The following is a 26,483-nucleotide window of genomic DNA, read 5'->3' on the forward strand; positions in this document are numbered from 1 at the left end:
CTCTTCCCTTCCCTCCCTCCGATCGGAGCGCCTTCGTCATGCCCATCGACCAGAACACGCTGATTCACGGCCACGTGGCCCCCGGATTCGAAGCCGTTCGCGAGGAGTTCGCCCGTAACTTCGCCGAGCGGGACGAACAGGGAGCCGCCGTCGCCGTGAGCCTCGACGGCGAACTCGTCGTCGACCTCTGGGGCGGCGCCGCCGACCCCACCCGCGGTACCCCGTGGAGCGGCGACACCCGCCAGCTGATCTTCTCCGGCAGCAAGGGCATCCTCGCCACCGCACTGCTCCTGCTCGTCGACCGCGGTGCCGTCGACCTGGACCTGCCGATCGCCCACTACTGGCCCGAGTTCGCCGCCCAGGGCAAGGAGGCGGTGACCCTGCGCGAGGTGGTGACCTTCACGGCGCGGATGCCGGCCGTCGCGGCCCGGCTGGCCCAGGACGATCTGGCGGACCCCGAGGCGATGGCGAAGCTGCTGGCCGACCAGCCCCAGGAGGGCGACCCGCGCGCGGAGGGCATCCTGTACGGCCCGTACGCGACCGGCTGGATCGTCGCAGAGGTGATCCGCCGCGTCGACGGCCGCCGGCTGGACCGGTTCTTCGCGGAGGAGATCGCCGGTCCGCTCGGTCTCGACATCTCCTTCGGGATCCCGCCGGAGCTGGAGCACACGGTGGCGCGCACCGAGTACGGGACCGGCTTCCGCGACCAGTTCAGCGGCTACTTCACCAGCGAGGACCCGCTCACCCAGAAGATCTGGCAGAACCCGATCCCGTTCCCCGAGGACGAGGAGATCTGGAACCGGCCGGACCGCCGTCTCGGCCTGATCCCCGCCGCCAACGTCATCGGCTCCGCCCGCGCCTTCGCCACGCTCTACGGCATCCTCGCCGCCGACGCGGCCCGCCCGTACGACGAGGCCCCGGTCCTGCTCTCGCGGCGGCTGCTGGACGAAGCACGGGCCCCGCGCGTCAGCAAGGTCGACCAGCTCATCGGCGTACCCATGGTCTACGGCGGGGGCGGCTACCGGCTGCGGACCAACCCGCGCCCGGGCGTGGACGGCGACTCCTTCGGCCACGACGGCGCCGGCGGATCGGCCAACCAGGCCTGGCCGCGGGGCCGCGCGGGCGTCTCGTACGTGATGAACCGGCTGATCGCGCTGGGCCCCGACGACAAGCGGGCCGCCTCGCTCGTCAAGGCCGTCGCGGAGTCCATGGCCGGTCTCGGCATCGGGAGCGGGGCGTGAGCGGCGACGGCATACGCCTCCTCGCGCCCGACGGCACCCGGGTGGCGCACCCCGAGCACGCGATCGACCTCTCCCCGGAGGAACTGCGCTCCCTCTACCGGGACATGGCGCTGGCCCGTCGGTTCGACGCGGAGGGGGTGACCCTCCAGCGGCAGGGCGAGCTGGGCCTGTGGCCCTCACTGCTCGGGCAGGAGGCCGCGCAGGTCGGTTCCGTACGGGCCCTGCGGGCCGACGACCACGCCTTCCCCAGCTACCGCGAGCACGCCGTCGCCCTGGGCCGGGGCATGGACCCGCTCGGGCTCCTGCGGCTCTTCCGCGGCGTCGACCACGGCGACTGGGACCCGCAGGAGCACCACTTCCACCTGTACACCCTGGTCATCGGCTCGCAGACGCTGCACGCGACCGGGTACGCCCTGGGGCTGGCCAAGGACGGCTCCGAGTCCGCCGTCGTCGCCTACTTCGGGGACGGGGCCACCGCGCAGGGAGACGTGTCCGAGGCGTTCAACTTCGCGGCCGTGTACGGCGCTCCGGTGGTGTTCTTCTGCCAGAACAACCAGTGGGCGATCTCGGAGTCCAACGAGAAGCAGACCCGGGTGCCGCTCCACCAGCGCGCCGAGGGCTTCGGTTTCCCCGGTGTCCGGGTCGACGGCAACGACGTCCTCGCGTGCCTCGCCGTGACCCGGTGGGCCCTGGAGCGGGCCCGCCGCGGCGAGGGGCCGACCCTGATCGAGGCCTTCACGTACCGCATGGGCGCCCACACGACCTCCGACGACCCGTCCCGCTACCGGGACGCCGCCGAGGTGGAGAGCTGGCGGGCGAAGGACCCGCTGCTGCGGCTCGAACGGCTGCTGCGCGCCGAGGGCGCCGCGGACGACGCCTTCTTCGCCGAGACCGAGGCGGCCGGCGAGGCGCTGGCGGCCCTGGTCCGCGAGGGAGTCCGGTCCATGACCACGCCCGACGACCGCAACCTCTTCGATCACGTCTACGCCGAACCGCACGCCCTGGTGGACGAGGAACGCGCGGCGTTCGACGTCTACCGGGCGGCCTTCGCCCTGGAGGGATGAGATGACGACCACCACCACGGTGGCCGGCGAGCGGATGACCCTGGTGGCGGCGCTCAACGCCTCCCTGCGCACCGCCCTCGTCGAGGACCCCAAGACCCTCCTCATGGGAGAGGACATCGGCCGGCTCGGCGGGGTGTTCCGGGTGACCGACGGGCTCCAGAAGGACTTCGGCGAGCACCGCGTGATGGACACCCCGCTGGCCGAGTCGGGCATCGTCGGCACCGCGATCGGGCTGGCCCTGAGCGGCTACCGGCCGATCGTGGAGATCCAGTTCGACGGGTTCGTCTTCCCCGCGTACGACCAGATCGTCACCCAGCTCGCCAAGATGCACGCCCGCTCGCGGGGCAGGGTGCGGCTGCCGGTCGTGATCCGCATCCCGTACGGCGGCGGCATCGGCGCAGTGGAACACCACTCGGAGTCGCCGGAGGCGCTGTTCGCCCACGTCGCCGGGTTGCGCGTGATGTCACCGGCCACGCCCTCCGACGCCTACTGGATGCTCCAGGAAGCCGTACGGAGCGACGACCCGGTGATCTTCCTCGAACCGAAACGGCGCTACTACGAGAAGGGCGAGGTCGACACCCGGCCCGCCGCCCGCCCCGGACCCCCCACCGCGCGCATCGTGCGCGAGGGCACGGACCTCACGCTGGTGGCGTACGGGCCCATGGTCGCGACCTGCCTGAACGCGGCGGCGGTGGCGGCCGGGGAGGGCCACGAGCTGGAAGTGATCGACCTCCGGTCGATCTCCCCGATCGACTTCGACACCGTCACCCGCTCGGTCCGCCGGACGGGCCGGCTGGTCGTGGCGCACGAGGCACCGGTCTTCTTCGGCGCCGGCGCGGAGATCGCCGCCCGGATCACGGAGCGCTGCTTCTACCAGCTGGAAGCCCCCGTCCTGCGGGTCGGCGGCTACCACACCCCCTATCCACCGTCCCGGCTGGAGGACGAGTACCTCCCGGGACTCGACCGCGTGCTGGACGCGGTCGACCGAGCACTCGCCGCCTGAAGGGGCTGTTGAAGATGACGGACACCATGGTCCGCTACCAGGAGTTCCGCCTGCCCGACGTCGGCGAAGGGCTGCGGGACGCGGAGATAGCCCGCTGGCACGTCGGCGTGGGGGACACGGTGACGGACGGCCAGGTGGTCTGCGAGATCGAGACCGCCAAGGCCATGGTCGAGCTGCCCGTCCCGTTCGCGGGGGTGGTGCGCGAACTCCGCTTCCCGGAGGGGACGACGGTCGACGTGGGCGAGGTCATCATCACCGTCGCACCGCGGGGAGCGACCGGGGACACGGAATCGGCCCCGGCCCCTGCTCAGGCCCCTGCTCCTGCTCGGGCCCCTGCCGCGGCGCAGGCTCCGGCGGAGCCCGCCCGGCAGCCGGTCCTCGTCGGGTACGGGGCGGCCGCCGCCCCGACCTCCCGCCGCCCCCGCCGCCCGGCTCCTTCCGCTCCCGCCCCCGGCGTACGGGGCCCCGAGCGGCCGGTGGCGAAGCCGCCGGTGCGCAAACTCGCCCGGGACCTGGGGGTGGACCTCCACCGGGTGCGCCCCAGCGGGCCGCACGGGGACATCACCCGCGAGGACGTGCGTACGGCGGCCGCGGAACCGGTGCCGGTGCGGGCGGCCGACTCGTACGCCGGCCGTGGCGACGGGGCGGAGTACGAGACGAGGATCCCCGCCGGTGCCGTCCGCAAGGCGACGGCCCGGGCTATGACCGAGAGCGCCTTCGGAGCCCCGCACGTGACGGAGTTCGTCACGGTCGACGTCACCCGCACCATGAAGCTCGTCGCGCGCCTGAAGAAGGATCCCGAGTTCGCCGGCGTCCGGGTGAGCCCGCTGCTCCTCGCCGTACGGGCCCTGCTGTTCGCCGTCCGCCGCCATCCGGAGATCAACGCCTCGTGGGACGAGGAGCGGCAGGAGATCGTCCTCAAGCACCGCGTCAACCTCGGCATCGCCGCGGCGACACCGCGCGGGCTGCTCGTGCCCAACGTCAAGGACGCGCAGTCCCTCTCCCTGCCGCGGCTCGCGGCGGTGCTGGACGGCCTGGTCACCACCGCCCGCGAGGGCCGGACCACTCCGGCCGACCTCGGCGGCGGGACCCTCACCGTGACCAACATCGGCGTCTTCGGCATCGACACGGGAACCCCGATCCTCAACCCCGGCGAGGCCGCGATCCTCGCCCTCGGCGCGATCGGCCCCCGCCCGTGGGTCCACCGGGGCGAGGTCGTGCCCCGTCAGGTCACCACGCTGGCCCTGTCGTTCGACCACCGGCTCGTCGACGGGGAGCTCGGCTCGCGGGTCCTCGCGGACGTCGCCGCCGTACTGCACGACCCGCGGCGTCTGGCCACCCATGGCTGAGGGCGCTCCCCACCATCCGCACGACACCCCCTGGGAGGGACCGTGAACACGAGCACCGTACGGGGGCGATCCGCCGCCGGAACCGTGGCGCTCTGGCTCGACCTGCAGGACACCGTGCCGGAAGGCACCCGGCTGGGCGAGCTCTCGTCCCTGGGCGCCGCGGGCGCGATCGCCGGCGCCGGACTCGGGCCGGACACCGGCGTGGCCACGGCGCGGTCGGTGTGCGACGCGCTGCGTCCCCTCCACGAACGGACCGGCGGCCGCCGGGGAACGGTGGTGCTCACCTTGCCGCCGTCCGCCCCCCTGCCGTCCCCCGTCCTGCCGTCCCCCGTCCTGCCGTCCCCCGTCCTGCCGTCCCCCGTCCCGCCGTCCCCCGTCCCGCCCTCCCCGGTCCTGCCGTCCGCGGCGGCGCCGGACGCTGCCGCGCTGGTCCGCGGGGCGGCGTCCCTCGCCGACCGGGTGGACCGCGCCAACCAGGCCGTCGCCCTGCCCGCGAACGGCGCCGGCGTCGCCGCCATGGAGGTCCTGCTCGCCCGGGGCCTCCCCGTCCACCTGGCCACCTGCTTCTCCGCCCGGCGGTACGAACAGGCCGCGGCCGCCTACCTGGCGGCACTGACCCGGGCCCGCACGGACGGCCGTGACCTGGCGGCCCTCGCCTCGACGGTGGCGTTCGGGCTGCGGCCCCTCGACATCCGGATCGACGCGCTCCTGGACCGGGCCGGCGGCGAGGAGGCGAAGGCGCTGCGGGGGACCGCGGCCCTGCTCGCGGCCCGGCTGGCCCGGCGGGCGAGCGCCCGGATCTTCGATCCCCGCACCTCACCGGCCTGGGAGGCCCTCGCGGCCGCCGGGGCGCGACCCCTGCGCCTGGTCTGGACGGAACTCGGCGACATCGCGCCCGCTGCCGGAGCCCAGACCGACTACGCCGCCGAACTCGCGGACACGGACACCGCGTTGGCCGTACCGCCGGAGTCGCTCGCCACCGCGGCGGGCCTGCGGCCCCGGCCGGCCCGGTCGGACCGGGGGCTGGCCGCGCAGGCCGTGCACTTCGAGGCGTGCCTGCGATGGTTCGGCATCCGTACGGAGGAGGTCGTACGGGAACTGGAGGGGGAACCGGTCGCGTTGGCCGTGCGCCCGCGGAGCAGGGCCCTGGTCGCCGGGGGTGTGTCATGAGGCTCCAGGACTACGCGCGCAGCCTCGGCCCGTCCCTCGCACCCCGATCGCCGACGCCGGTGGTGCGGCCGCAGCCACAGGCGTCACACCCTCCTCGCGAGCCGCGAGTACCTCACCAGTCACAGCCGCCGCAGGCCCCGCCGCCGCAGGCCCCGCCGACGCCGGGGCGGCTGGGCGTGGCCACCGCGGTCGTCGCCCTCGGCGGGCTGCTGTTCGGCTTCGACACCGGGGTCATCTCCGGGGCGCTGCTCTTCCTGAAGCAGGACTTCGCCCTCACCTCCTTCCAGGAGGGCACCGTCATCTCGGCGCTGCTGTTCGGCGCGGCCGTCGGAGCCCTGGGCAGTGCGCGGCCCGCCGACCGGTTCGGGCGCAAGCGCGTCCTCGTCGCGGTGGCGGCGACCTTCACCCTCGGGCTGGCCGCCGCCGTCCTGGCCCGCGACTTCGCGAGCATGGTCGCGGCCCGGACGATCCTCGGCCTGGCCGTCGGCAGCGCCTCCACCGTCGTCCCGCTGTACCTCGCCGAGATCGCCCCGCCCCGCCTGCGGGGACGCCTGGTGACCGCCAATCAGGTCCTGCTCACCGTGGGCATCCTGGTGTCGTACCTGGTGAACCTGGCCTTCGCCGGAAGCGCCGACTGGCGTGCGATGTTCGCGGTGGGCCTGATCCCCTCCGCGGCCATGCTGCTGGGCACCCTCTTCATCCCGGAGAGCCCGGAGTGGCTCCGCCGCCGCACGGACGCCGCTACGGGGGAGCCGTCCGGTTCCCGTCCGAGGCGGACGGCCGGCACGACCGCCCCGGCCCACCCCGCGGTGCGCCGGGCGCTGCTGATCGGCCTCACCCTGGCGGCCGTTCAGCAGTTCGGCGGGATCAACAGCATCATCTACTACGCCCCGAGCATCATGGCCCGGGCCGGACTGCCCGCCACCCACTCCATCCAGTACGCGGTCTTCATCGGCGTGGTCAACGTCGTCATGACCGTGGCCGCCGTCCCGCTCATCGACCGCGCCGGGCGCCGGCCCCTGCTGCTGTTCTCGCTCGCGGGCATGGCCGTATCGCTCGTCACCCTGGGCGCGGCGATGAGCGTCCCGCCCGGCCCGGTGACCAACGTGCTCGCCCTGATCTGCATGATCACCTACGTCGGCAGCTTCGCGATCGGCCTCGGGCCGGTGTTCTGGATCCTGGCCGCCGAGCTGTTCCCGCCGGAGGCGCGGGCGCGCGGCGGCGCCCTGTGCGCGCTGGTCAACTGGGCCGCCAACTTCCTCGTCGGACAGCTCTTCCTGCCCGTCGCCGACGCCGTGGGCGTGTCCTGGGTCTTCTGGTGCTTCGCCGCGGTGGCGGCGGGCGGGCTCGTCTTCGTCGTACGGCAGGTGCCGGAGACGAAGAACCGGTCGCTCGCCGAGATCCAGGGCGAGTTGGTCCTGCGCTGACGGGGTCAGGCGCCGGCTCCCGGCCGGGCGATCGCGGTCAGCAGCAGCCCCCACACCTGCTCGGCCGACGGCGCGTGCGGGCAGGTGTCCGCACCGCCGTGGAGGTCGCGGGCGGACAGCTCGGTGCCCTCGACCAGCCGGATGATCAGGGCCTCGGCCACGCCGGGCGCCACGCCGGCCCGCAGGCTCCCCGTCGCGTGGGCGCGGGCGAGCAGGGACCGCAGGGCCGGTGCCCACGCGTGGGCCTCGGGGCGGCCGGTGGTCCCGGAGCCGGGCCGCTCGCGCCGCAGCCGGGCCGCGGCGCGGGCCTCCACGCTGGTCTCCAGGCGCCGCATCAGCGCCGTGACGAGGGCTCCCAGGGCCACCATCGGCGGCTCCTGGCTCGTCAGTGCCTCGGTCACGTGCCGTGCCGTACTCGCCCGGCAGGCCGAGCGGACGGAGTCGGCCAGGGCCCGCTTCGTACGGAAGTGGAAGGTCAGCCCGCCGACCGAGGTGAGGGCGGTCTCGCTGATCCGCGAGAGCGACGCCCCTTCGTACCCCCGGTGCTCGAACTCCAGGGCCGCAGCCTGGATCAATGCGCTGCGTGTGCGGGTGGCGCGCTCCTGCATCATCTGGATCTTTCTCTGCGGGCATGCGGGGACACCCCCCGCAGCATCCTGGCGGCGCGGGGCGCCCGCCGGGGGACCGACTACAGGAAGTAGGACCGACACCGAGAAATAAAAGAGAACGTTCTCTATGCTTTGGCTATCGGGAGTCGGCATGGAGGACGAAGGAGGTATCGGCGATGGCCGTGACAGGAGTGATCGGCCGTGGACCGGCGGGCGACCGCGCGTCGGTCTCGGCGTTCAGTCAGGAGTTGTTCGCGCAGCTGCCGCGCACGGACCAGATGAAGTGGGCCGAGGTCTACCTGCGGGGGCTGCTGGCGACGCCGGGGCGGAAGTCGGTACGCCGCATGGCGGAGACGGTCACCACGTCCGCCACCGCCTCGCAGTCGCTCCAGCAGTTCGTGAACACCAGCCCCTGGGACTGGAACGCGACCCGGCAGGAGCTCGCACGCTGGATAGACGGCCGCTTCACCCCGCAGGCGTGGACCGTCGTCCCGGCGGTGCTGCCCAAGCGGGGAAGCCACTCGGTCGGCGTGCACCGGCGGTTCGTCCCCGAACTCGACCGCACCATCAACTGCCAGCTCAGCGTCGGCCTGTTCCTGTCCGGAGGCCGTGAACACCTGCCCGTCGGGTGGCGGCTGCACCTGCCGGAGCGGTGGACGAAGGACCCGGAGGCCCGGCGGCGGGCGCGCGTGCCCGACTCGGTCCCGTTCCGGCCGCACTGGGCCCACACGGTGGGCCTCGTGGACGCGCTGTCCGCGCATTCCTCGGTCGTGGCCGCACCCGTCGTCGCCGACGTCGGCTCCACCCCCGACGCCCGCCCGGTCGTCGAGCGGCTGAACGGCAGCGGCCACGGCTTCGTCCTCGCCGTGGCCGACGACCTCCAGCTGCTGCCCGACCCGTCACCGCTCCGCTCGGCGGGCCCGGCCGCGGGCGGCCGCCCGGCCGTGGAGAGCGCCCGGCAGAAGCTGCTGCGCAGTGGAGTCCGGCATCCGCACATCACGACCGTGGTCGGCCCGGACGGCCGCCCGCGGCGCGCCCAGGTGGTGTCGGTCCCCGTCAGGACCCCCGTCCTGCGGCCCGACGGCACCCGCACGGTCGCCGCGGGCCTGCTCTTCGCGGAATGGGAACCCACCCGCCGCAGGCCCGGACGCATCTGGCTCACCAACCTCGTCCACCGCCGCATGGAGGAGCTGCTCGCACTGACGCAGCTGCTCCAGGGCGCCGTCGACACGGTCGCCGCCATGGGCGAACACCACGGCATCCAGGACTTCGAGGGCCGCTCGTTCCCCGGCTGGCACCGCCACATGACCCTGGTCTCGGCGGCCTACGCCTACCAGCGCCTGGCCGGCACCACGACCCGGGCCGCCCGAGCGGCCTGACCGGCCGCACGCGCTCGCCGCACCGTCAGCAGCAGCCGCCGCTCTCCTCGGTTCCGCCGGGCTGGTCGAAGAGGTCGGGGCCGCCGCAGACCCCGGTTCCGGGCAGGGTCAACTCGACGCGTCCGGCGGCTTCGTGGTCGCCCGCGAGGGCGGCGGCGATGGAGCGGACCTGCTCGTAGCCGGTCATGGCCAGGAAGGTGGGGGCGCGGCCGTAGGACTTCATGCCGGCGAGGTAGACGTCCTGCTCCGGGTGGGAGAGCTCGGTGGCGCCGTGGGGGTAGACGGTGCCGCAGGAGTGCTGGTTGGGGTCGATCAGCGGGGCCAGCTCGGTCGGGGCCTGGAGGCGTTCGTCGAGGCCGAGGCGGAGTTCGCCGAGGAAGGTGAGGTCGGGGCGGAAGCCCGTCAGGACGATGAGCTCGTCGACGGGGTCGAGGCGGCGTCCGTCCTCGCCGACGAGGACCAGGCGGCCGTCGGAGTCGCGCTCGATGGTCTCGGTGCGGAAGCCGGTGACCGCGTCGGCGTATCCGCCGTCGATGGCGGCCTTCGCGGCGAGGCCGAGGGCGCCGCGGGCGGGCAGCTGGTCGGCTTCGCCGCCGCCGAAGGTCGACCCGGAGATGCCGCGGCGCAGGATCCAGACGGCACGGGTGCCGGTCTCCTCCTTCGCGAGGCCGGCGAGGTGGGCGAGCGCGGTGAAGGCGGAGGCGCCGGAGCCGATGACGGCGGTGCGCTTGCCGGCGTAACGGGCGCGGACAGCGGGGTCCTTGAGGTTCGGGACCCGGTAGGAGACGCGGTCGCCCGCGGCGCGCTCGCCGAGGGCGGGCAGGCCGCTGCCGCCGGCCGAGCTGGGGGTGGACCACGTACCGGAGGCGTCGATGACGGCGCGGGCGAAGACGCGGGCCTCGGTGCCGTCGGCAGCGGTGTAGTGGATGACGAAGGGCTGGTCCGCGCGGTCGGCGTCGACGATGCGGTCCCGGCCGGTGCGGGAGACCCCGGTGACGGTCGCGCCGTAGCGGACGCGCGCGCCGAGGGCGTCGGCCAGCGGCTGGAGGTAGAGGTTGGCCCAGTCGCCGCCGGAGGGGTAGGTGTCGGCGTCGGGCTTGGTCCAGCCGGTGGGGGCGAGGAGCTTCTCGGCGGCCGGGTCGACGACCTCGCCCCAGGTGGAGAAGAGGCGTACGTGGGCCCATGCGCGGACCGCGGAGGCCGCGGCGGGGCCCGCCTCCAGTACGAGGGGCTCGATGTCCCGCTCGACGAGCCGGGCCGCGGCCGCGAGGCCGATCGGACCGGCCCCGATCACGACGACGGGCAGGGCTTCGGTGGATGCGTTCACGACGGGCTCCCCTGGCTGCTTCCGAGACCGCTTCCGAACACTTCACTGATTCGACGTTCGTCGATGTCTGACGGCTCCAGGCTGACACCCTGTATCGACGTCCGTCAACATAGACATCCATCGAATTTCTGGGGATGATGGCGGCATGCCCCCTTCGAAGGTGTTGCCCCTGCTGGAGCCGGAGGCCGTCGCGGCCTGCTGCCCGCCCCTGTCGGAGCGCCCGCTGACGGCCGAGGAGGCCGAGCGGACTGCGCTGATGTTCAAGGCCCTGGGGGATCCGGTGCGCCTGCGGCTCTTCTCCGCCGTCGCCTCGCACGAGGGCGGCGAGGCGTGCGTGTGCGACATCTCGGATGTGGGCGTCTCCCAGCCGACCGTTTCCCACCACCTGAAGAAGCTGAAGGACGCCGGCCTGCTCTCCTCCGAGCGGCGCGGCACCTGGGTCTACTACCGCGTGGAGCCCGCCGTCCTCGCGGCCATGGGTGCCCTGCTGACCCGGGCTGGCTCGGCATGAGCGTCCGCATCGAGCCGCTGACCCGGGCGCACGCGGACGAGGTCCTCGCGATCTACCGGGCCGGGATCGCCGAGGGCAACGCCACCTTCGAGACCGAGGCCCCCACCTGGGAGGTCTTCGACGCGGCCAGGCTGCCCGAGCACCGCTTCGCCGCGGTCGACCCGGACGGCAAGCTGCTCGGCTGGGTCGCCGCGTCCAAGGTCTCGGACCGGTGCGCGTACGCCGGCGTGGTCGAGCACTCCGTCTACGTCCACCCCGCCGCCCGGGGCCGCGGCGTCGCCCGCGCCCTGCTGGACGCGCTGATCGCCTCGACCGAGGCGGCGGGCATCTGGACGATCCAGTCCGGGATCTTCCCCGAGAACACCCCGAGCCTGGCCCTGCACCAGCGTGCGGGCTTCCGGATCGTCGGCACCCGCCGGCGCATCGGCCGCCTCCGCGGCGTGTGGCGCGACGTCGTCCTGCTGGAGCGCCGCAGCCCGCTGATCGACTGAGGTCAGGCGGCCGTCGTGAACCTCTTGCGCCAGGCCGGCGATACGTAGATCAGCCCGATCAGGACCGGTACCTCGATCAGCGGCCCGACGACCCCGGACAGGGCCTGCCCGGAGGTGACGCCGAAGGTGGCGATGGCGACGGCGATGGCCAGCTCGAAGTGGTTGCCCGCGGCCGTGAAGGCGAGGGTGGCGGTGCGGTCGCAGGGCAGGCCGATGGCCTTGCCCTCCACCCCGCTCGCCTCCGTGCTGTTCGTCTGCGTCCACAACGCGGGCCGGTCGCAGATGGCCGCCGGATTCCTGGGCCACCTCGCCGGAGACCGCGTCGAGGTCCGCTCCGCGGGCTCCCTGCCCGGAGAGCGGATCAACCCCTCCGCCGGCGCCGCCATGGCCGAGCTGGGCATCGACATCTCCGACCAGAAGCCGAAGGTGCTGACCCCCGAGGCCGCGCGGGCGTCGGGCTACATCATCACGATGGGCTGCGGGGACGCCTGCCCGTACTTCCCCGGCAAGACCTACCTCGACTGGCAGTTGGAGGACCCCGCGGGCCAGGGGGGGCGAGGCCGTACGCCCCATCCGGGACGCGATCAAGGGCCTCATCGAGGGGCTCGTCGCCGAGATCGACGCACGGAACCGGCAGAGCTGACCTCGCGCCTCCTGCCGGCCGGAGGCCGGGCCCGTCCGCTTTACGCAACTGTGACGGCTGGCATGTCCCGGACTGTCTCTTTTGCCGGAGCGCCGCGGTGATCTAATGAGCGCCTTGCCGCCGACGGGCCCCAAAGCCGTTCGGCGGGACAGGAATGGGTAGCTCGTGGGGGGCCTCCGGATGAAGGACGAGAAGCAGCCGCCGCCGCCCGCGGGCCTCCCGCGCCGGCGCAGGTGGGTCGTCGGGGTGGCGGCCGGGTCCGTGCTGCTCTCCGGCGTCGCGGTGGCGGTCGCCCAGGTGGTCAAGTCGCCGGCCCAGGCCGCCGCGGACTCCGCGGCCCCTCCGCCGAGCGTGCTGACCGCCCCCGTGGAGCAGCGGGTGCTGGTGGCCTCGGTGGTCGTGCGCGGGACCGTCACCGCACAGCAGTCCGTGGACGTGACCCCGGCCGGCGGAGCCCCCGGCGCGGCCGGCGCCGTCGTCACCAAACTGCCGGTCGCCGTGGGGGGCCGGGTCGAGGAGGGCCAGGTGCTGCTGGAGGTCTCCGGGCGCCCGGTCATCGCGCTACGGGGCACCCTGCCGGCATACCGGGACCTCAAGCCCGGCGCCGAGGGCGGCGACGTCGCCCAACTGCAGCAGGCGCTCGCCCGGCTGGGCCACCCCACGGGCGCGGACGGAGCCGGGCGCTTCGGAGAGGGCACGAAGGCGGCCCTGGCTGCGCTCTACGCCGCCGCCGGCCACGACCCGCAGCCCGCGCTGCCCGACGGGAACGCCTCGGTGGCCGAGGCGCGCCAGGCCGTCACCTCGGCGGAGCGCGCCGTGGAGGACGCGCGGGACGCCCTGGACCGGGCCAGGAAGGCCGCCTCCGCCCCGCGGCCGGCGCCGTCGGCTTCGCCGTCCGCTTCGCCGGGCGCTCGCGGCGCCGATCCGCGGGCGGTGGACGGCAAGGGCTCCGGCGGTGACGCCGGGGCCGACCTGGACGGGCTGCGCAAGCAACTGGATCGCTCCAAGGAGGACTTGGGCACCGCGCGGGCCCGGCTGGCGGAGGTACTGGCGGCGGCCGGCCCGATGGTGCCCGTCGCCGAGGTGGTCTTCCTGTCGAGCTTCCCCGCCCGGGTGGACGCGATCGCCTCCAAGGTCGGGGCGCAGGTGTCCGGCAAGGTGCTCACCGTGTCGGCCGGAGACCTCGTGGTCAACGGCCATCTCCAGGAGCACCAGAAGGGTCTGGTGCAGCCCGGCCGGCAGGTGCGGATCGCATCCGAGGTCACCGGCGTGACCGCGGAGGCCTCCGTCGCCTCGGTCGCCGACACGGTGGGGCAGGAGCAGCCCGCCACCGGGACCGGAGAGCCGTCGGGGCAGCAACCGGTCGGCCCCAAGGGCTACTTGATGGTCGTCCAGCCCAAGTCCCCGCTGGACCCCCGGCTGGCGGGCCAGGACGTGCGCCTGACGATCGAGGCGGCGTCGACGGGCGGCGCGGTCCTGGTGGTTCCGGTCTCGGCGGTCTCGGCCGCGGTGGACGGCAGGACGTACGTGACCGTGCTGGAGCCGGACGGGACCCGCCGCCGGGTCCGGGTGACCACCGGAACGACGGGTGACGGACACGTCGAGGTCAGGCCCGCGGAGGGGGATCGCCTGGCCGAGGGCGAGCGCGCCGTCGTGGGCGTGCGCGGCGGGCCGGAGAAGGGGCCGTGAGGGCGCTCCCGTCCGGTGCGCCAGGCGTCCCCGGCGCCCCCGGAGTCCCCGCCGTCCCCGGCGCCCCCGCCGTCATCGAGCTCCGGCAGGCGGGTCTGACGTACCCGGGCCCGCCGCCCGTGGAGGCGCTGGCCCCCTGCGACCTCGTCGTGGAACGGGGGGAGTTCCTCACCGTCGTGGGCCCCTCCGGAGCGGGCAAGTCCACGTTCCTCAACATCGTCGGGCTGCTCGACGCCCCCACCAGCGGCAACTACCTGCTGGACGGGGTCGACACCGGCACGCTGCGCGACGCCGACCGTACGGCCCTGCGCGCCCAGCGCATCGGCTTCGTCTTCCAGGCGTTCCACCTGCTCCCGCACCGCACCGCCCGGGAGAACGTCGCCCTGGCGCTGGTCTACCGGGGAACCGGCCGTGCGGAGCGACGGGCCAGGGCCGGGGAAGCGCTCGACCGGGTCGGCCTCGGCCACCGGGCGGACGCGCTGCCGACCACGCTGTCCGGCGGCGAGCGCCAGCGCGTGGCCATCGCCAGGGCCCTGGTAGGAGCCCCTTCACTGCTGCTGTGCGACGAGCCGACCGGCAACCTCGACACCGCCACGGCCGGTTCGATCCTGGAGCTCGTCGACGAGCTGCACCGGGACGGCATGACGGTGGTGGTCATCACCCACGACCCCGCGGTGGCGGCCCGCGGCGACCGCTCCGCAGCCGTCCGCGACGGCGTACTGAGCGAGCTGGTGCGCCCGTGAACCGCTTCCGGCTCCTGAACCGCTCTCCGCTACCGAAGGGCCGCCGCCCCCGGTTCCCGACCCGCCGCCGCTCCGCACGCCCCGTACCGCGCTCCCGGTTCGCCTGGCGGGAGCTGCTCTCGGAGTGCCTGGCCGGCGTCCTGCAACGCCCCGGCCGGTCGGCGCTCACCGCGGTCGGCACCGTCCTCGGCGTCGGTACGTTCGTGGCCGTCCTCGGGCTGACCGCCACGGCCTCCTCACAGATCGACGAGCGGTTCAACACCCTGACGGCGACCGAGGTGACCGTCGAGGACGTCTCCGCGCAGACCGACGAGTTCGTGGACCTGGCCTTCCCGCCCGACGCCGACGAACGGGTGTCCCGCCTCAACGGCGTCCGGCACGCGGGCGTCTACTGGACCGTCCGGCTCGGCGCGGGCCAGGCCGTGCGCTCCACCCCCGTCGGCGGTCCGGCCGCCGGCGGGGCCGCCGACCTCCCGGTCGTCGCCGCCTCCTCCGGAGCGCTGGAAGCCGCGGGCCCCACCCTCTCCCAGGGCCGGGTCCACGACGCCTGGCACGATGCCACCAAGCAGCGCGTGGCCGTGATCGGCAGCGGTACGGCGTCCCGGCTCGGCATCACCACCCTGGAGACCCGGCCGGCCGTCTTCATCGGCGACCAGGGGTTCACCGTCATCGGGATCGTCGAGGACGTCGAGCGCAAGGCCGACCTGCTGCTGTCCGTGGTGGTCCCGCGCTCCACGGCCCAGGAGCTGTGGGGCGTCCCGAAGGGCGATGCCCGGATGCTCGTCTCCACCCGGCTGGGGGCGGCCGCCCAGGTCGGGGCCGAGGCACCGGCGGCCCTGTCGCCCGCCCACCCCGAGTACTTCAAGGCGGTTCCGCCGCCCGATCCCAGGACCTTGCGCGCGCACGTCACCGCCGATCTCGACGTGCTGTTCCTCCTCCTCGCCTCCCTCTGCCTCTTCATCGGCACGATCGGCATCGCCAACACCACCCTCGTCGCCGTCATGGAGCGCACCGGCGAGATCGGGCTGCGCCGCGCCCTGGGCGCCCGTACCCGGCACGTCACCGCACAGTTCCTCGCGGAATCCGCGGCCCTCGGCGGCCTCGGCGGCCTGATCGGCACCGCCCTCGGCACGATCACGGTGGTGGCGGTGGCCCTGGTCCGCGACTGGACGCCGGTCCTGCACCCCGGCATCGTCGCGGCGGCTCCCGCCCTCGGCCTGGTGACGGGCCTGCTGGCCGGCGTCCACCCCGCGTGGCGGGCCGGCCGCATCCAGCCGGCCGAGGCCCTGCGCCGCTGACGCGTGCCGTCCGTCCGGCCGGCCAGGCCCGTACCGGCCCGGACGGCACCCGGGGTCACCGCGTCAGGAACCGGTCCCGCAGCCGCGCCGTCGTGGCCGGGGTGATCCCGACCGCGTCCGTCAGGTAGGAGTGGACCGAGCCGTGGCGGGCGGCGAGGTCGGCCAGGGTCAGGCGCAGGATCTCGGCGGGCGCACGGCCGTACGAGGGCCAGCGCATGGTGCGGCCCGGGTGGGCGGTGTGCCAGTCGGCCGTCAGCCGGGCGGTGGCCAGCTCGGTCAGGGCGAAGTCCGCGAGGATCTGCTCCTCGTCCACGCCGAGCAGGGTCAGGACGAGCGCGGCGATCAGGCCGGTGCGGTCCTTGCCCGAGGTGCAGTGGAAGACCGCCGGTCCCGGGCCCTCGGCGAGCAGCTCGATCGCGGCGCGGATCTCCGCCACCCCGTCCTCGGCGACCTCGGCGAACCGGTCCGCGAGGAACCGCCAGGGGTCGGTGTCCGGGTCGATCTCGGCCTGGTCGTACGGCCGGTGCTCGATGCTGTGGTTGGCGTACGTGAACCGCTCGGGCTCCGGTATCCGCCCCTTGGCCTCGATCTCCCAGGGGTAGCGCAGGTCGACGACCGTCCGCACGCCGAGGTCCAGGAACCGGTCCCAGTCGGCGCCCGCGAGCTTGCCGAGCGAGTCCGCCCGGTAGAGGGCGCCCCACGCGACGGTGGAGCCGTCCTCCGTGCGGTAGCCCCCCAGGTCACGGAAGTTGTGCAGTCGCTCGAACTCGATGTGGCGGGCCATGCGGGGATCCCCCTCGGTGCGGTGCCGATGATCTTCCTGCGGACCGAGAGGCTACTCCGGGCGGGGCTCAGCCCATCTGCAGGGCCGCGACGAAGTCCATCTTGTCCTCGAGCCGGCTCAGGTTGCGCCCCGTCAGCGCCTCGATGCGGCTGATCCGGTAGCGCAGCGAGTTCACGTGCAGGTGCAGTGCCTCTCCGCAGCGCGCCCAGGAGCCGTCGTGTTCCAGGAAGGACCGCAGGGTGGGCACCAGGTCCGAGCGGTAGCGCCGGTCGTAGTCCGTCAGCGGGGCCAGCAGCCGGCGGCTGAACTCCCGCCGGACCTCGGCCGGGATCAGCGGCAGCAGCGCCATGACGTGCGCGGCGAGATCGTCCGGCCCGCAGGCGGCGACCTGGTCCGAAGGGGCCGCGACCTGGCGGGCGTTACGGGCCTGCGCGAGCGCGTGCCGCAGTTCCGCGGCCCCGCCCACCGGGTCGCTCACGCCGAAGGCCAGCCGCTCCCCGGCCCGCAGCCCGCGCGGCAGCGAGCCGCCGGCGACCCGGACGACCGCATCGGGGGTCAGCCGGGCGTCCGCCGCGACGAGCACGAAGGCGACGGCCTCGGCCCCGTCCCCGGCCGCCGTGACGGCCATCCGCGGACCGGCGTCCGGCCCCAGGCAGCGCGGATGCAGCAGGACCTCCTCCAGCAGGTCGCGTACGGACGCCGCTACGGGGAACCCGTGCGCCCCCTTGGTGTCCAGCCGGGCCGACACGGCCTGCCAGTGCAGCCGGCCTTCCGAGCCGCCGTCCCCGGCGTGTCCTGCAGCCCCGGTGTCCCCGGTGTCCCCGGCCGTGAGCCGGGCCGCCGCCTCCTCTTCCTCGAAGAGCGCCTGCCCGCTCTCCCCGGCGGCGGCGGCCGAGCCGACCAGCGCCAGCAGCCGTTCGGCCGCGCGCCGCCGCATCGTGCGGTCGGTGTCGCGGCCGCCGCGCTCCACGGAGACCAGCCGCGCGAGCCGGTCCAGCAGGTCGACGCGTTCGTCGTTCCAGTCGGCGCTGTCGGCCTCGACGGCGATCAGCCAGTCGGTCAGCGCCGCACCGGGAGCGGAGTCCTCTTCCCCGGCCCCGGAGCGCACCGGGAACAGCGAGAAGGCCGTCCCGCGCGCGACCGTACGGTGCGGGGCCCGCTCGCCCGCCCGTTCGGCGGCCAGGAACCGCCCGGCCAGCGCCGAGGCCGTCTTCTCCGGCAGCGGCGGCTGCGCGCCCGCGATCAGCCGGCCGGTCGGGGACAGGATGTGCGCGTGCAGGTCCAGTTCGGCCAGCAGCAGTTCGAGGAGGGCTTCGGCCCCCGCCCCGGCCTGCCGCTGGGTGCTGAAGCGCCGGTGCCGGTCGACGAGCGCGGCGAGACCGCCGATCCGCTCCTCGGTCCGCCCGCGCGCCACGTACTCGGTGACCGAGGTGAACGGCACCTCCACGCCCACCGCGAGCAGCGGCAGCCCGTACCGGGCGCAGGCCTCCACCAGATCCTCGGGGACGTGTCCGAACTGCGCCTCGCCCGCGCCCAGCGCCACGGCGCCCGCCTCCACGAGCACCCGGACGAACGCGTCGGACCGGTCGGCCCCCGGGTCCTGGCCGGCCCCCGCGTCCTGACGGTGCCAGGCCAGCCCGGACAGCACCAAGTCCCCCGGGGACACGAAGCGCCCGGGGTCGGGCAGGTCGATGGTCACCGTCCCGAGGACGGGCCGGTCGAGGTCCCGCTCGCCACCGGGCAGCCGCAACAGGCGCACCAGACACAGGTCCGCAGGCGTCTGGGCCTCTTCGGACGACAGCAGATCACGCAGCCTCATGACCCCACTTTGCCATGTGCCGCCAGGTTCCCGATCGCGACGGATCCCCACTGAAGCCCAGGTCAGGCCTTTACGTTGGGGTAATTCCACGGAAATCGGGGTGAGTCCGAGCGCCCCGGTTCGTGGGATCGGTGACCGTCGGACGCCCCGTCTAAAGGCCCATCGGAGCGTGCAGTTCGACGAGGAGCTCCACCTCGACGGGTGCGTCCAGCGGCAGCACGCTCACGCCGACCGCGCTGCGGGCGTGGATGCCCGCGTCGCCGAAGGCGGTGCCCAGCAGCTCGCTCGCGCCGTTGACCACGCCGGGCTGTCCCGTGAAGTGCGGGTCGCTGGCCACGAAACCGACCACCTTGACCACGCGCTTCACCGCGGAGAGGTCCCCGGCGACGGAGGTGACGGCGGCCAGCGCGTTCAGCGCGCACTGCCGCGCCAGCTCCTTGGCCTGCTCCGGGGTGACCTCGGCGCCGACCTTCCCGGTGAGGGGGAGCGCGCCGTCGACCATGGGGAGCTGGCCGGAGGTGTACACGTAGTGCCCGGTCTGTACGGCGGGTACGTAGACGGCGACCGGCGAGGGCGTCGGCGGGAGCTTCAGACCGGCGGCGGCGAGGCGCTCTTCGGGGGTGCTGGTCATGCGCGGATCTCCTTGTGGTCGCTGGCGGAGGCGGAGAAAGCGGAGGAGGGGGCCGGGCGCGGGAAGAGGATGACCGGTTTGATCATGCCCGGCTCCTTCGCGGCGAGCCGCCCGAAGGCCTCCCCGACCCGGTGGAACGGGAACTCGTGCGTGGTGATCACCGTCGGGTCCACCAGCCCGTCCCCGATCAGGTGCAGCGCCCGCGCGAGCCGCGCCCCGCTGCTCTGCGGCGGCCGGCAGCGGGCGTACGTGATCTTCCCGCTCTCCGAGAGCCCCCCGCGGGCTGCCTTCGCGGCGGCGGGCGCGGCCGTCGCCATGATCGCGCGGTCGGCGCCGACGCCGCCGGTCAGCTCCATGATCCGCTCGGTGGTGTCCTCGTAGGCCGGGTCGATCACCACGTCGGCCCCGAACCGCAGGGCGAGGCGCTGGCGCTTCATCTCCGGCTCGACGGCGATGACGCGGGCCCCGCGCAGCCGGCCGGCCGCGATGGTCGCGCTGAGCCCGACCGCGCCCTGGCCGAAGACGACGACGCTGCCGCCCGGGGGCGGCCCGGACTCCTGGGCGGCGGCGAAGCCGGTGGGGAGCGCGCCCGCCGCGTAGAGGGCCTGGTGGTCGGAGATGGTGTCGGGGAGCGGGATCAGCCCGGCCCCGGCCGCCGGGGCGCGGAAGAACTCGGCGAGCCGCCCGTGGCCCTCGACGCCGACGCGCCGGCCGACGTAGGAGGGGCAGACCCCGGGGCCGACGGCCTCGACGACGCCGACGGCCTCGTGGCCGAGCCCGGTGGGCGCCCCGGCGGCGGTGTGCCCGTCCCAGGCGCAGATGAGCGCGGCCGTGGTGCGTACGAGGACCTCGCCGGCCCCGGGGTGGGGGACGGGCCGTTCCAGCACGGCGGGCGGCTCGCCGGTACGGCGCAGCGCGAAGGCCTTCACGGGTCTCCTTGACTCGGCGTTACACGGCTCGGTTTCCAACCATGCGGGTACGGATCCGGCCCGGCGGGGGGCCGTAGGTCGCTAGCGGGCGGGCCGAGCGTCAGCATGTGGAGCCGCTGTTCGTCCCGCTCCACTTGCGGAGCCCGCCGCTCACGGCCGGGTGACCCGGACCTGGTAGCTGCCGTTGCGCAGCTCGCCGACGACCGAGACGCTGATGCCCGACTTCTCGTCGGTGAAGGTCTCGCCCGGCCGGAACGGCGCGTCCGAGAGTTCCGCGTGCACGTTGGAGCGCCGGGTGCAGCCCCCGCTCGCACCGGAGCTGTCGGAGACGGTGACGGGCCCGCGGCCGGTGTCCACCTCGGAGTCCACCTTGTAGATGAGGACCCCGGGCTTGCAGACGGCCTCGTCGTTCCCGGCGCGGGTGCGCACTTCCACGGCGTACCCGGCGCTCTCCGAGACGGGGACGAAGGCCAGCTTGGTGCCGCCCTCCACGGCCAGCGGACTCAGCACGTGGTCGCTGACCCCGGACTTCCCGGCGCAGCTGATCTGGTTGCTGTCGAGCCAGCCCAGCTTCCACTTGTGCCAGCCCAGCAGGTCGTTGTTGGCGCCCCAGTCCTCGCTCATGATGTCCCAGTGCCCCACCGTGCCGCCGCCGTCGGCGGTGTAGAGGTCGGGCAGGCCGAAGACGTGCCCGTTCTCGTGGGGGAGCACGCGGTAGCCGGTCTCCCGGTAGGAGCCGGAGCCGTCGTCCTGGCGGCTGTAGACGAAGGACGTGTTGGCGAGCGGGACGCCGTCCGCCATCGGGGCCTCGCCGTTGCCGGAGAAGGTGACGGAGAGGACGGTGTCGAGGGCGGAGGGGCCGGCGTTCGGGGTGACGAGGATGTTTATCAGGTCATACCGGGAGAAATCGACCTCGGCGTCGGAGGTCTTGATGATGTGCTCGACGAGCTGGCGGTAGCCGGGCTCGTACGCGGAACCCCGCTCGATCCCGTACGCCGCGAACGGCATCGGCATCCGCAGCCAGTTCTTTATGGGCGCCTCGGCCCGGTAGGTCAGCCGCCCGTAGGAGCTGGTGCGAAACCAGTCGGACGTCTGCGGGAAGAACTCCGCCAGCCGGTCGGCCGCCGTGCCCTCGCCCTTGGCGTCGGGGAAGTCGATCATCAGGTTCAGCGCCCGGACCTCGCCGGTCGAGCGCGAGTAGCCCGGCGCGGTCGGCAGTCCCTCGGACATCTGCACGCCCATCGCGCCGGAGATCCGGCAGGGCGCGAGCAGTGCCTCGGCGCTGGTCGCGCCCACCGGCCCGGCCGCCGAATGGCTGCGGCTGGATATGCCCGCGCTCGCCGTCGCCGTGATGCCGAGCGCCAGCGCGGTGATGCCCACGTACACGCTGGTGCGGCTTGGCTTGCGTATCCGGTGGCGCGTCTGCGACATGGAGATCGGCCTTCGGGTCCGCGGCAGCCGGCCGGGTCCGGACTGCGCTCTGTGGGCTCACCCTCCGACGGCTGGAGCGCGCTCGCGCGCCGGAAGAGGCCAAACGGGATCAAAAGCCCCAAATCGGTGTGACCCAGGTCACACGGGAGAGTGAAATAAGCGGGGACCCTCTCCCCGTTTGAACAAGAGTCCCCACGAACCGGGGAGCTGCTCCCCGTTTCGGCGTGAGCGACCCACCCGACCTGCGCGTCACCCCCTCAGGGAGTCGTCCATGAAGAGCCCCGCCACCACCGATCCGGCGGCCCTGCCCGTACCGGGCCCGGAGGCCGACCTCGACCTCACGGCTCCGGCCGCGGGCGGCTCGGGTGCGTGCGTGGGCGCGGCCGTGGGGGCCGCCGTGGGCAAGATCAAGGCGGCCGGCAAGCGCGCCCGTGCGCGCACCGGCACCGGCACCGGCACCGGCACCGGCACGGACGCGGTCCCGCGCCCGCGCGCCGACGCCGTCCGCAACCGGGAGCGCATCCTGACCGCCGCCCGCGACGTGCTCGTGGAATTCGGCCCGGCCGCCCCCCTCGACGAGATCGCCCGCCGGGCCGGCGTGGGCAACGCCACGCTCTACCGGCACTTCCCCGACCGTCCGGCCCTGCTCCACCACGTCGTGCTCTTCGGCCTGGACCGGGTGACCGGCCTGGCCGTCGACTCGCTCGCCGAGGAGCCGGACGCCTTCGCCGCCCTGTGCCGGTTCACGCACGCGGCGGCGGACGAGCGGATCGGTGCCCTGTGCCCCGTGCTCTCCAGCGAATTCGACCACGACCACCCCGAACTGGTCGCCTCCCGCGAGGCCTTGGAGGATTCGATCGAGGCCCTGCTGGCCGCCGGCCGCGCCTCCGGACTGCTCCGCACGGACATCGGCATCGGCGACCTGATGATCGCGCTGTCCCAGCTCAGCCGCCCCCTCCCGGGCACCGGCTGCTTCGACGCGAAGGTGTTCGTCCACCGTCATCTGCAGCTGTTCCTCGACGGGTTGAGGGCCCCGGCCCGCTCCGAACTGCCGGGCTCGGCGACCACGCTGGCGGACCTGAGGCGGAAAACCATGTGACGCCCCCGGGTCGCGCCCTTTAGCGTCGCAAGACCGCCCCAAATATCTCTTTTCAGTCATCTCGCACCATGAAGTGGGTACCCCCATGTCAAAAACAGCCGCGAACCCGCAGCTGACCGGCGCCGACCCCAGTCGCTGGAAGGCCCTGGTCTTCATCGCGCTGGCGCAGCTGATGGTCGTCCTCGACGCCACCATCGTGAACATCGCCCTCCCGTCCGCCCAGACCGACCTCGGCATCTCGGACGGCAACCGCCAGTGGGTCATCACCGCGTACGCGCTGGCCTTCGGCGGACTGCTCCTCTTCGGTGGCCGCATCGCCGACAAGTGGGGCCGCAAGAACGCCTTCATCGTCGGCCTCGTCGGCTTCGCCCTGGCCTCCGCGCTGGGCGGCGCCGCACAGGGTGAGGCCATGATGCTGGGCGCCCGCGCCCTCCAGGGTGCCTTCGGCGCACTGCTCGCGCCCGCCGCGCTCTCGCTGCTGGCCGTCATGTTCACCGACGCCAAGGAGCGCGCCAAGGCCTTCGGCATCTACGGTGCGATCGCCGGTGGCGGTGGCGCCGTGGGCCTGATCCTCGGCGGCGTCCTCACCGAGTACCTGAACTGGCGCTGGACCTTCTTCGTCAACATCCCGTTCGCGATCGTCGCCGCCGTCGGCGCCTGGATGATCATCCGCGAGCCGGCCGGCGGCCGTAACCGCGCACCGCTCGACATCCCCGGCGTCCTGCTGTCCACCACGGGTCTGGTCGCCCTCGTCTACGGGTTCACCCGCGCCGAGTCGGCCGGCTGGTCGGACGGCCTCACCGTGGGCATGTTCATCGCCTCCGTGGTGCTGCTCGGCGCGTTCGTCCTCGTCGAGTCCCGTACGAAGAACCCGCTGCTCCCGCTGCGCGTCCTGCTGGAGCGCAACCGCGGCGGCGTCTACCTCTCGCTGGGCCTCGCCGTCATCGCGATGTTCGGCCTGTTCCTCTTCCTCACCTACTACCTGCAGGTCGTCAAGGGCTTCTCGCCCGTCACGACCGGCTTCGCCTTCCTCCCGATGATCGTGGGCATGATCGCCGGCTCCACGCAGATCGGCGCCCGCCTCATGACGCGGGTTCCGCCGCGCCTGCTGATGGGCCCCGGCTTCATGGTCGCCGCCAGCGGCATGCTGCTGCTGACGCAGCTCGAGGTCGGCTCCTCCTACCCGGCGCTGATCCTGCCGGCGCAGCTGCTGCTGGGCCTCGGCATGGGCACGGCGTTCATGCCCGCCATGTCCCTGGCCACGTACGGGGTGAACCCGGCCGACGCCGGTGTCGCCTCCGCGATGGTCAACACCTCGCAGCAGGTGGGCGGCGCGATCGGCACCGCCCTGCTGAACACGATCGCCGCCTCCGCGACGACCGCGTACCTGACCGACCACGCGGCCGAGGCCGCGGCGGGCGGCCCGGCGGCGAAGCTGATCCAGGCCCAGGCCATGGTGGAGGGCTACTCCTCCGCGATCTGGTGGGCGGTCGGCATCCTGGTCGCCAGCTCGCTCATCGCCCTGACCCTCATCACCACCGGCAAGCCGGGCGCGGGCGACCCGGTCGCCGAGGGCGAGGACGCCGACCTGAAGATCCCGGTGATCGCCCACTGACCCGGGTGGTCCCCGCTCCGGGGCGGGTACGGGAATGACTGATGACCCCGCATCGTTCAAATTTGAACGATGCGGGGTTAGTCTGTGTGTGGCGGCCCGCCGTGACGATTCCTGGAGCCCCTGATGCCGACGCCCGAAGCCATGACCCCCCACCGGACCCGGATGCCGGCGCTCTACCTGAGCCACGGAGCCCCGCCCCTCGCGGACGACCCGCTCTGGCCCGGCGAACTGGCCGCCTGGTCCGCCGACCTGCCCCGCCCCCGCGCGATCCTGATGGTCTCCGCCCACTGGGAAGAGGCCCCGCTCGCCCTCGGGGCCACCGAGCCGGTCCCGCTCGTCCACGACTTCTGGGGCTTCCCCGAGCACTACTACCAGGTCCGCTACGACGCCCCGGGCGCCCCCGAGCTGGCCGCGTCGGTCCGCAAGCTCCTCAAGGCACCCGGCACCCCCGTCCAGGACATCCCCGACCGGGGCCTGGACCACGGCGCGTACGTCCCCCTGGTGGAGATGTTCCCGGAGGCCGACATCCCGGTGCTCCAGATATCCATGCCGACCCTGGACCCGCGCCGCCTGATGGAGATCGGCCGCACACTGGCCCCCCTGCGCGACGAGGGCGTCCTCATCGTCGGCAGCGGCTTCTTCACCCACAACCTGGCCGCCCTGCGCCACACCGGCCCCGGCGTCCCCTCGTGGTCCGCCGAATTCGACGCCTGGGGCCACGAGGCGCTGGCCGCCTCCGACATCGACGCCCTACTGGACTTCGAAGCCAAGTCCCCGGCCGGCCGCCTGGCCCACCCCCGTACGGAACACTTCGCCCCCCTCTTCGTCACCCTGGGCACCGCGGAATCCGACCTCACCGGGGCGACCACCCCGGTCTCGGGCTTCTGGATGGGCCTCTCCAAGCGGTCCCTGCAGTTTGGCTGACCGCGAGCAGCTCTGGTGCCCCAGCGGCTCGGCGTACGCGCCGGAGTCGCTGGTCCTCGCGGTCCGCGACGGCCTCGACGGCCCGCCGGTCTACCTCCCCGCCCCGCGCCCGGCGGCCGAAGCCCTGGCCGCACTCCCGCCCGGAACGGAACCGCGCCGCCTGCTCCGCCTGGCCTCCCACTGCGTCCCGCACTGCCTCAACCGTGCGGGCGACACCTGCACCCTGGCCGCCCGTCTGACGGCAACCCCGAGCCCCCCGACCCCTCTCCCGGCCTGCCGTCTCCGCCCGGCCTGCAGATGGTGGACCCAGTCGGGCCCACCCGCCTGCCGCGCCTGCCCCCAGGTCTCCACCCGCCCCGGTTAGGGGACGCGGGGCGGCCCGGTGATGTCCTCGCCGATGGTGAACCCCTTGGCGGGCCCGCTCGGGATGGTGGCCGTGGCGCCGTAGCCCGCCCGGATCTCGTCGCCGTAGATGGCCTGGTCGGGATCGGGAGCGGTCAGCACGGTCACGATGCCGTGCTCGTCGTGGTCGTCGATGAGGACGTAGACGGGGATGCCCGCCCGCGCGTATTCGCGCCGCTTGCGGGTGCGGTCGCGTGTCACGCCGTCGCTGCCGGGGGAGACGACTTCGACGATCAATTGGACCGCGGAGGCCTTGATGCCGATCCCGTCCTCGCTGCTGTGGGCCTCCACGTCCTCGGGTGCCACCAGGACATCGGGGATCCAGACTTTCCGTGCCTGAATGACATTGGTGTCCTGGAACGCCGCGAACTCGCTCCGGTCCAGGAACTTGTCCAAGGCGCGGCGAAGCCGGTTGGCGATCTGGCTGTGCGACAAGCGATCCGTGGGTGACACCTCGATGAGCCCCTCGATGATTTCGGCGTGGTAGCCCTCGGGGAGTTCGATCGCCTGCCATGCCTGCCACAGGACGTCGTCAAGGTCCGACGGGGGAGTCGTGACCTTCGGCATTACGGCCTCCAGCGTCTCGTGGGCGAGAGCGGTCATGTGCAGCACCTCCTCTGAGTGTGGGCGTCGCCGGCCGGGCGGCACAAGCGACTCTCCGACGCTCGGGGCGCTGCGGGTCATGCCACAGGAATATGCCACCGCTTCATTCGGACGGGTAGGTCATCGCCGACCGAGGCAACCAGAAGCCGGTGACGGCCGTCTCTTGGAGTAGGAGCGCAGCCGGGGGCGGCGCTTCGGCAGGGCGAAAGCGGCCCTGTCAAGTGTGACGGTGGTCTCATCGACGCCCTGGCCCACGGGCCCGCCGGGCTTCGGAAGACGGCCATGATCCCCGCCCTGACCTGC

Annotated in this window: 24 protein-coding genes and 2 pseudogenes; 17 read left to right on the forward strand and 9 right to left on the reverse strand. The window is 73.7% G+C overall.

The genetic code is table 11. The features are described 5' to 3' along the window. Positions 1-38 precede the first annotated feature (38 nt). The 6 genes from AC3IX6_RS22215 to AC3IX6_RS22240 all read left to right on the forward strand — a co-directional run bounded on the left by AC3IX6_RS22215 (position 39) and on the right by AC3IX6_RS22240 (position 7,254). On the forward strand, positions 39-1,241 hold the full coding sequence (locus tag AC3IX6_RS22215) for a serine hydrolase domain-containing protein (protein ID WP_489363925.1): 1,203 nt from the start codon (positions 39-41) through the stop codon (positions 1,239-1,241). After that, entirely contained in the window at positions 1,238-2,305 is a 1,068-nt protein-coding gene (gene pdhA / locus AC3IX6_RS22220) for a pyruvate dehydrogenase (acetyl-transferring) E1 component subunit alpha (protein WP_489363927.1), read from the forward strand. Before AC3IX6_RS22215 ends, pdhA begins: the two co-directional genes overlap by 4 nt. Position 2,306: 1 nt before the next feature. Beyond that, positions 2,307-3,308 (forward strand): alpha-ketoacid dehydrogenase subunit beta, encoded by a 1,002-nt coding sequence (locus tag AC3IX6_RS22225; protein ID WP_489363929.1) that lies wholly within the window; start codon positions 2,307-2,309, stop codon positions 3,306-3,308. A 14-nt stretch (positions 3,309-3,322) separates the two neighbouring features. Then, entirely contained in the window at positions 3,323-4,657 is a 1,335-nt protein-coding gene (locus tag AC3IX6_RS22230; RefSeq protein WP_489363931.1) for a dihydrolipoamide acetyltransferase family protein, read from the forward strand. Between the two features lie 42 nt (positions 4,658-4,699). Further along, the gene (locus AC3IX6_RS22235) at positions 4,700-5,827 is read left to right on the forward strand and encodes a beta/alpha barrel domain-containing protein (RefSeq protein ID WP_489363933.1); all 1,128 of its coding nucleotides are present in this window, start codon (positions 4,700-4,702) and stop codon (positions 5,825-5,827) included. A gap of 176 nt (positions 5,828-6,003) precedes the next feature. Then, positions 6,004-7,254 carry an MFS transporter gene (locus AC3IX6_RS22240; protein ID WP_489363935.1) on the forward strand — a complete coding sequence of 417 codons (1,251 nt, stop codon included), beginning with the start codon at positions 6,004-6,006 and terminating at the stop codon, positions 7,252-7,254. A 5-nt stretch (positions 7,255-7,259) separates the two neighbouring features. On the opposite strand, the gene AC3IX6_RS22245 is transcribed toward AC3IX6_RS22240, so the two are convergent. After that, on the reverse strand, positions 7,260-7,865 hold the full coding sequence (locus AC3IX6_RS22245) for a TetR family transcriptional regulator (RefSeq protein ID WP_489363937.1): 606 nt from the start codon (positions 7,863-7,865) through the stop codon (positions 7,260-7,262). Positions 7,866-8,038: 173 nt separating this feature from the next. Between AC3IX6_RS22245 and AC3IX6_RS22250 the strand changes: the two genes are divergently transcribed. Next, positions 8,039-9,241 (forward strand): IS701 family transposase, encoded by a 1,203-nt coding sequence (locus AC3IX6_RS22250; protein ID WP_489363938.1) that lies wholly within the window; start codon positions 8,039-8,041, stop codon positions 9,239-9,241. Between the two features lie 25 nt (positions 9,242-9,266). On the opposite strand, the gene AC3IX6_RS22255 is transcribed toward AC3IX6_RS22250, so the two are convergent. After that, positions 9,267-10,568, reverse strand: a complete 1,302-nt coding sequence (locus AC3IX6_RS22255; RefSeq protein WP_489363940.1) for an NAD(P)-binding domain-containing protein — start codon at positions 10,566-10,568, stop codon at positions 9,267-9,269. Between the two features lie 145 nt (positions 10,569-10,713). Between AC3IX6_RS22255 and AC3IX6_RS22260 the strand changes: the two genes are divergently transcribed. Together AC3IX6_RS22260 and AC3IX6_RS22265 are read left to right on the forward strand one after the other, a co-directional pair. Beyond that, positions 10,714-11,079: an ArsR/SmtB family transcription factor gene (locus AC3IX6_RS22260; RefSeq protein WP_489363942.1), complete on the forward strand. Its 366-nt coding sequence runs from the start codon at positions 10,714-10,716 to the stop codon at positions 11,077-11,079. Beyond that, positions 11,076-11,570, forward strand: a complete 495-nt coding sequence (locus AC3IX6_RS22265; protein ID WP_489363944.1) for a GNAT family N-acetyltransferase — start codon at positions 11,076-11,078, stop codon at positions 11,568-11,570. Before AC3IX6_RS22260 ends, AC3IX6_RS22265 begins: the two co-directional genes overlap by 4 nt. 2 nt (positions 11,571-11,572) lie before the next feature. Here the strand turns inward: AC3IX6_RS22265 and AC3IX6_RS22270 are convergent. Next, positions 11,573-11,794 (reverse strand): annotated as a pseudogene (locus AC3IX6_RS22270) (arsenic resistance protein); the annotation flags it as partial. Between AC3IX6_RS22270 and AC3IX6_RS22275 the strand changes: the two are divergent. The 4 genes and pseudogenes from AC3IX6_RS22275 to AC3IX6_RS22290 all read left to right on the forward strand — a co-directional run bounded on the left by AC3IX6_RS22275 (position 11,790) and on the right by AC3IX6_RS22290 (position 15,943). Beyond that, positions 11,790-12,213: pseudogene (locus AC3IX6_RS22275) on the forward strand (arsenate reductase ArsC). The pseudogenes AC3IX6_RS22270 and AC3IX6_RS22275 sit on opposite strands and share 5 nt — an antisense overlap. Before the next feature lie 180 nt (positions 12,214-12,393). Further along, the gene (locus AC3IX6_RS22280; RefSeq protein ID WP_489363946.1) at positions 12,394-13,902 is read left to right on the forward strand and encodes an efflux RND transporter periplasmic adaptor subunit; all 1,509 of its coding nucleotides are present in this window, start codon (positions 12,394-12,396) and stop codon (positions 13,900-13,902) included. Beyond that, complete coding sequence (locus tag AC3IX6_RS22285) at positions 13,899-14,645, forward strand: ABC transporter ATP-binding protein (RefSeq protein WP_489363947.1); 747 nt, start codon at positions 13,899-13,901, stop codon at positions 14,643-14,645. The genes AC3IX6_RS22280 and AC3IX6_RS22285 overlap by 4 nt, the downstream gene beginning before the upstream one ends. Then, complete coding sequence (locus tag AC3IX6_RS22290; protein WP_489363949.1) at positions 14,642-15,943, forward strand: ABC transporter permease; 1,302 nt, start codon at positions 14,642-14,644, stop codon at positions 15,941-15,943. Before AC3IX6_RS22285 ends, AC3IX6_RS22290 begins: the two co-directional genes overlap by 4 nt. A 55-nt stretch (positions 15,944-15,998) precedes the next feature. Here AC3IX6_RS22290 and AC3IX6_RS22295 read toward each other — a convergent pair whose 3' ends face one another. The 5 genes from AC3IX6_RS22295 to AC3IX6_RS22315 all read right to left on the reverse strand — a co-directional run bounded on the left by AC3IX6_RS22295 (position 15,999) and on the right by AC3IX6_RS22315 (position 21,537). Next, entirely contained in the window at positions 15,999-16,727 is a 729-nt protein-coding gene (locus AC3IX6_RS22295; protein ID WP_489363951.1) for a tyrosine-protein phosphatase, read from the reverse strand. A gap of 67 nt (positions 16,728-16,794) precedes the next feature. Beyond that, the gene (locus AC3IX6_RS22300) at positions 16,795-18,546 is read right to left on the reverse strand and encodes a PucR family transcriptional regulator (protein ID WP_489363953.1); all 1,752 of its coding nucleotides are present in this window, start codon (positions 18,544-18,546) and stop codon (positions 16,795-16,797) included. A 151-nt stretch (positions 18,547-18,697) separates the two neighbouring features. Then, positions 18,698-19,177, reverse strand: a complete 480-nt coding sequence (locus tag AC3IX6_RS22305) for a RidA family protein (RefSeq protein ID WP_489363955.1) — start codon at positions 19,175-19,177, stop codon at positions 18,698-18,700. Beyond that, a complete protein-coding gene (locus AC3IX6_RS22310) occupies positions 19,174-20,106 on the reverse strand; it encodes a zinc-binding dehydrogenase (protein WP_489363958.1) in 933 nt (310 codons plus the stop codon). The genes AC3IX6_RS22305 and AC3IX6_RS22310 overlap by 4 nt, the downstream gene beginning before the upstream one ends. A 150-nt stretch (positions 20,107-20,256) precedes the next feature. After that, positions 20,257-21,537 (reverse strand): M6 family metalloprotease domain-containing protein, encoded by a 1,281-nt coding sequence (locus tag AC3IX6_RS22315; RefSeq protein WP_489363960.1) that lies wholly within the window; start codon positions 21,535-21,537, stop codon positions 20,257-20,259. Between the two features lie 271 nt (positions 21,538-21,808). On the opposite strand from AC3IX6_RS22315, the gene AC3IX6_RS22320 reads away from it, so the two are divergent. The 4 genes from AC3IX6_RS22320 to AC3IX6_RS22335 all read left to right on the forward strand — a co-directional run bounded on the left by AC3IX6_RS22320 (position 21,809) and on the right by AC3IX6_RS22335 (position 25,539). Further along, positions 21,809-22,636 carry a TetR/AcrR family transcriptional regulator gene (locus AC3IX6_RS22320; protein ID WP_489363961.1) on the forward strand — a complete coding sequence of 276 codons (828 nt, stop codon included), beginning with the start codon at positions 21,809-21,811 and terminating at the stop codon, positions 22,634-22,636. 85 nt (positions 22,637-22,721) lie between these two features. After that, positions 22,722-24,251 (forward strand): MFS transporter, encoded by a 1,530-nt coding sequence (locus AC3IX6_RS22325; RefSeq protein WP_489363963.1) that lies wholly within the window; start codon positions 22,722-22,724, stop codon positions 24,249-24,251. Between the two features lie 141 nt (positions 24,252-24,392). Beyond that, complete coding sequence (locus AC3IX6_RS22330) at positions 24,393-25,175, forward strand: dioxygenase family protein (protein ID WP_489371521.1); 783 nt, start codon at positions 24,393-24,395, stop codon at positions 25,173-25,175. Next, on the forward strand, positions 25,168-25,539 hold the full coding sequence (locus AC3IX6_RS22335; RefSeq protein ID WP_489363965.1) for a hypothetical protein: 372 nt from the start codon (positions 25,168-25,170) through the stop codon (positions 25,537-25,539). Before AC3IX6_RS22330 ends, AC3IX6_RS22335 begins: the two co-directional genes overlap by 8 nt. On the opposite strand, the gene AC3IX6_RS22340 is transcribed toward AC3IX6_RS22335, so the two are convergent. Then, positions 25,536-26,180, reverse strand: a complete 645-nt coding sequence (locus AC3IX6_RS22340; protein ID WP_489363967.1) for a Uma2 family endonuclease — start codon at positions 26,178-26,180, stop codon at positions 25,536-25,538. The two genes, AC3IX6_RS22335 and AC3IX6_RS22340, sit on opposite strands and share 4 nt — an antisense overlap. Positions 26,181-26,483: the final 303 nt, after the last annotated feature.

It is taken from the genome of Streptomyces sp. GL_141, assembly GCF_057834385.1.

Bases quoted from the DNA above. Each gene is read 5' to 3' on its own strand.
- AC3IX6_RS22215 (WP_489363925.1), top strand. From the start codon at position 39: ATGCCCATCGACCAGAACACGCTGATTCACGGCCACGTGGCCCCCGGA.
- AC3IX6_RS22225 (WP_489363929.1), top strand. From the start codon at position 2,307: ATGACGACCACCACCACGGTGGCCGGCGAGCGGATGACCCTGGTGGCG.
- AC3IX6_RS22230 (WP_489363931.1), top strand. From the start codon at position 3,323: ATGACGGACACCATGGTCCGCTACCAGGAGTTCCGCCTGCCCGACGTC.
- AC3IX6_RS22245 (WP_489363937.1), bottom strand. From the start codon at position 7,865: ATGATGCAGGAGCGCGCCACCCGCACACGCAGCGCATTGATCCAGGCT.
- AC3IX6_RS22250 (WP_489363938.1), top strand. From the start codon at position 8,039: ATGGCCGTGACAGGAGTGATCGGCCGTGGACCGGCGGGCGACCGCGCG.
- AC3IX6_RS22260 (WP_489363942.1), top strand. From the start codon at position 10,714: ATGCCCCCTTCGAAGGTGTTGCCCCTGCTGGAGCCGGAGGCCGTCGCG.
- AC3IX6_RS22265 (WP_489363944.1), top strand. From the start codon at position 11,076: ATGAGCGTCCGCATCGAGCCGCTGACCCGGGCGCACGCGGACGAGGTC.
- AC3IX6_RS22280 (WP_489363946.1), top strand. From the start codon at position 12,394: ATGAAGGACGAGAAGCAGCCGCCGCCGCCCGCGGGCCTCCCGCGCCGG.
- AC3IX6_RS22295 (WP_489363951.1), bottom strand. From the start codon at position 16,727: ATGGCCCGCCACATCGAGTTCGAGCGACTGCACAACTTCCGTGACCTG.
- AC3IX6_RS22300 (WP_489363953.1), bottom strand. From the start codon at position 18,546: ATGAGGCTGCGTGATCTGCTGTCGTCCGAAGAGGCCCAGACGCCTGCG.
- AC3IX6_RS22305 (WP_489363955.1), bottom strand. From the start codon at position 19,177: ATGACCAGCACCCCCGAAGAGCGCCTCGCCGCCGCCGGTCTGAAGCTC.
- AC3IX6_RS22315 (WP_489363960.1), bottom strand. From the start codon at position 21,537: ATGTCGCAGACGCGCCACCGGATACGCAAGCCAAGCCGCACCAGCGTG.
- AC3IX6_RS22320 (WP_489363961.1), top strand. From the start codon at position 21,809: ATGAAGAGCCCCGCCACCACCGATCCGGCGGCCCTGCCCGTACCGGGC.
- AC3IX6_RS22325 (WP_489363963.1), top strand. From the start codon at position 22,722: ATGTCAAAAACAGCCGCGAACCCGCAGCTGACCGGCGCCGACCCCAGT.
- AC3IX6_RS22330 (WP_489371521.1), top strand. From the start codon at position 24,393: ATGACCCCCCACCGGACCCGGATGCCGGCGCTCTACCTGAGCCACGGA.
- AC3IX6_RS22340 (WP_489363967.1), bottom strand. From the start codon at position 26,180: ATGACCGCTCTCGCCCACGAGACGCTGGAGGCCGTAATGCCGAAGGTC.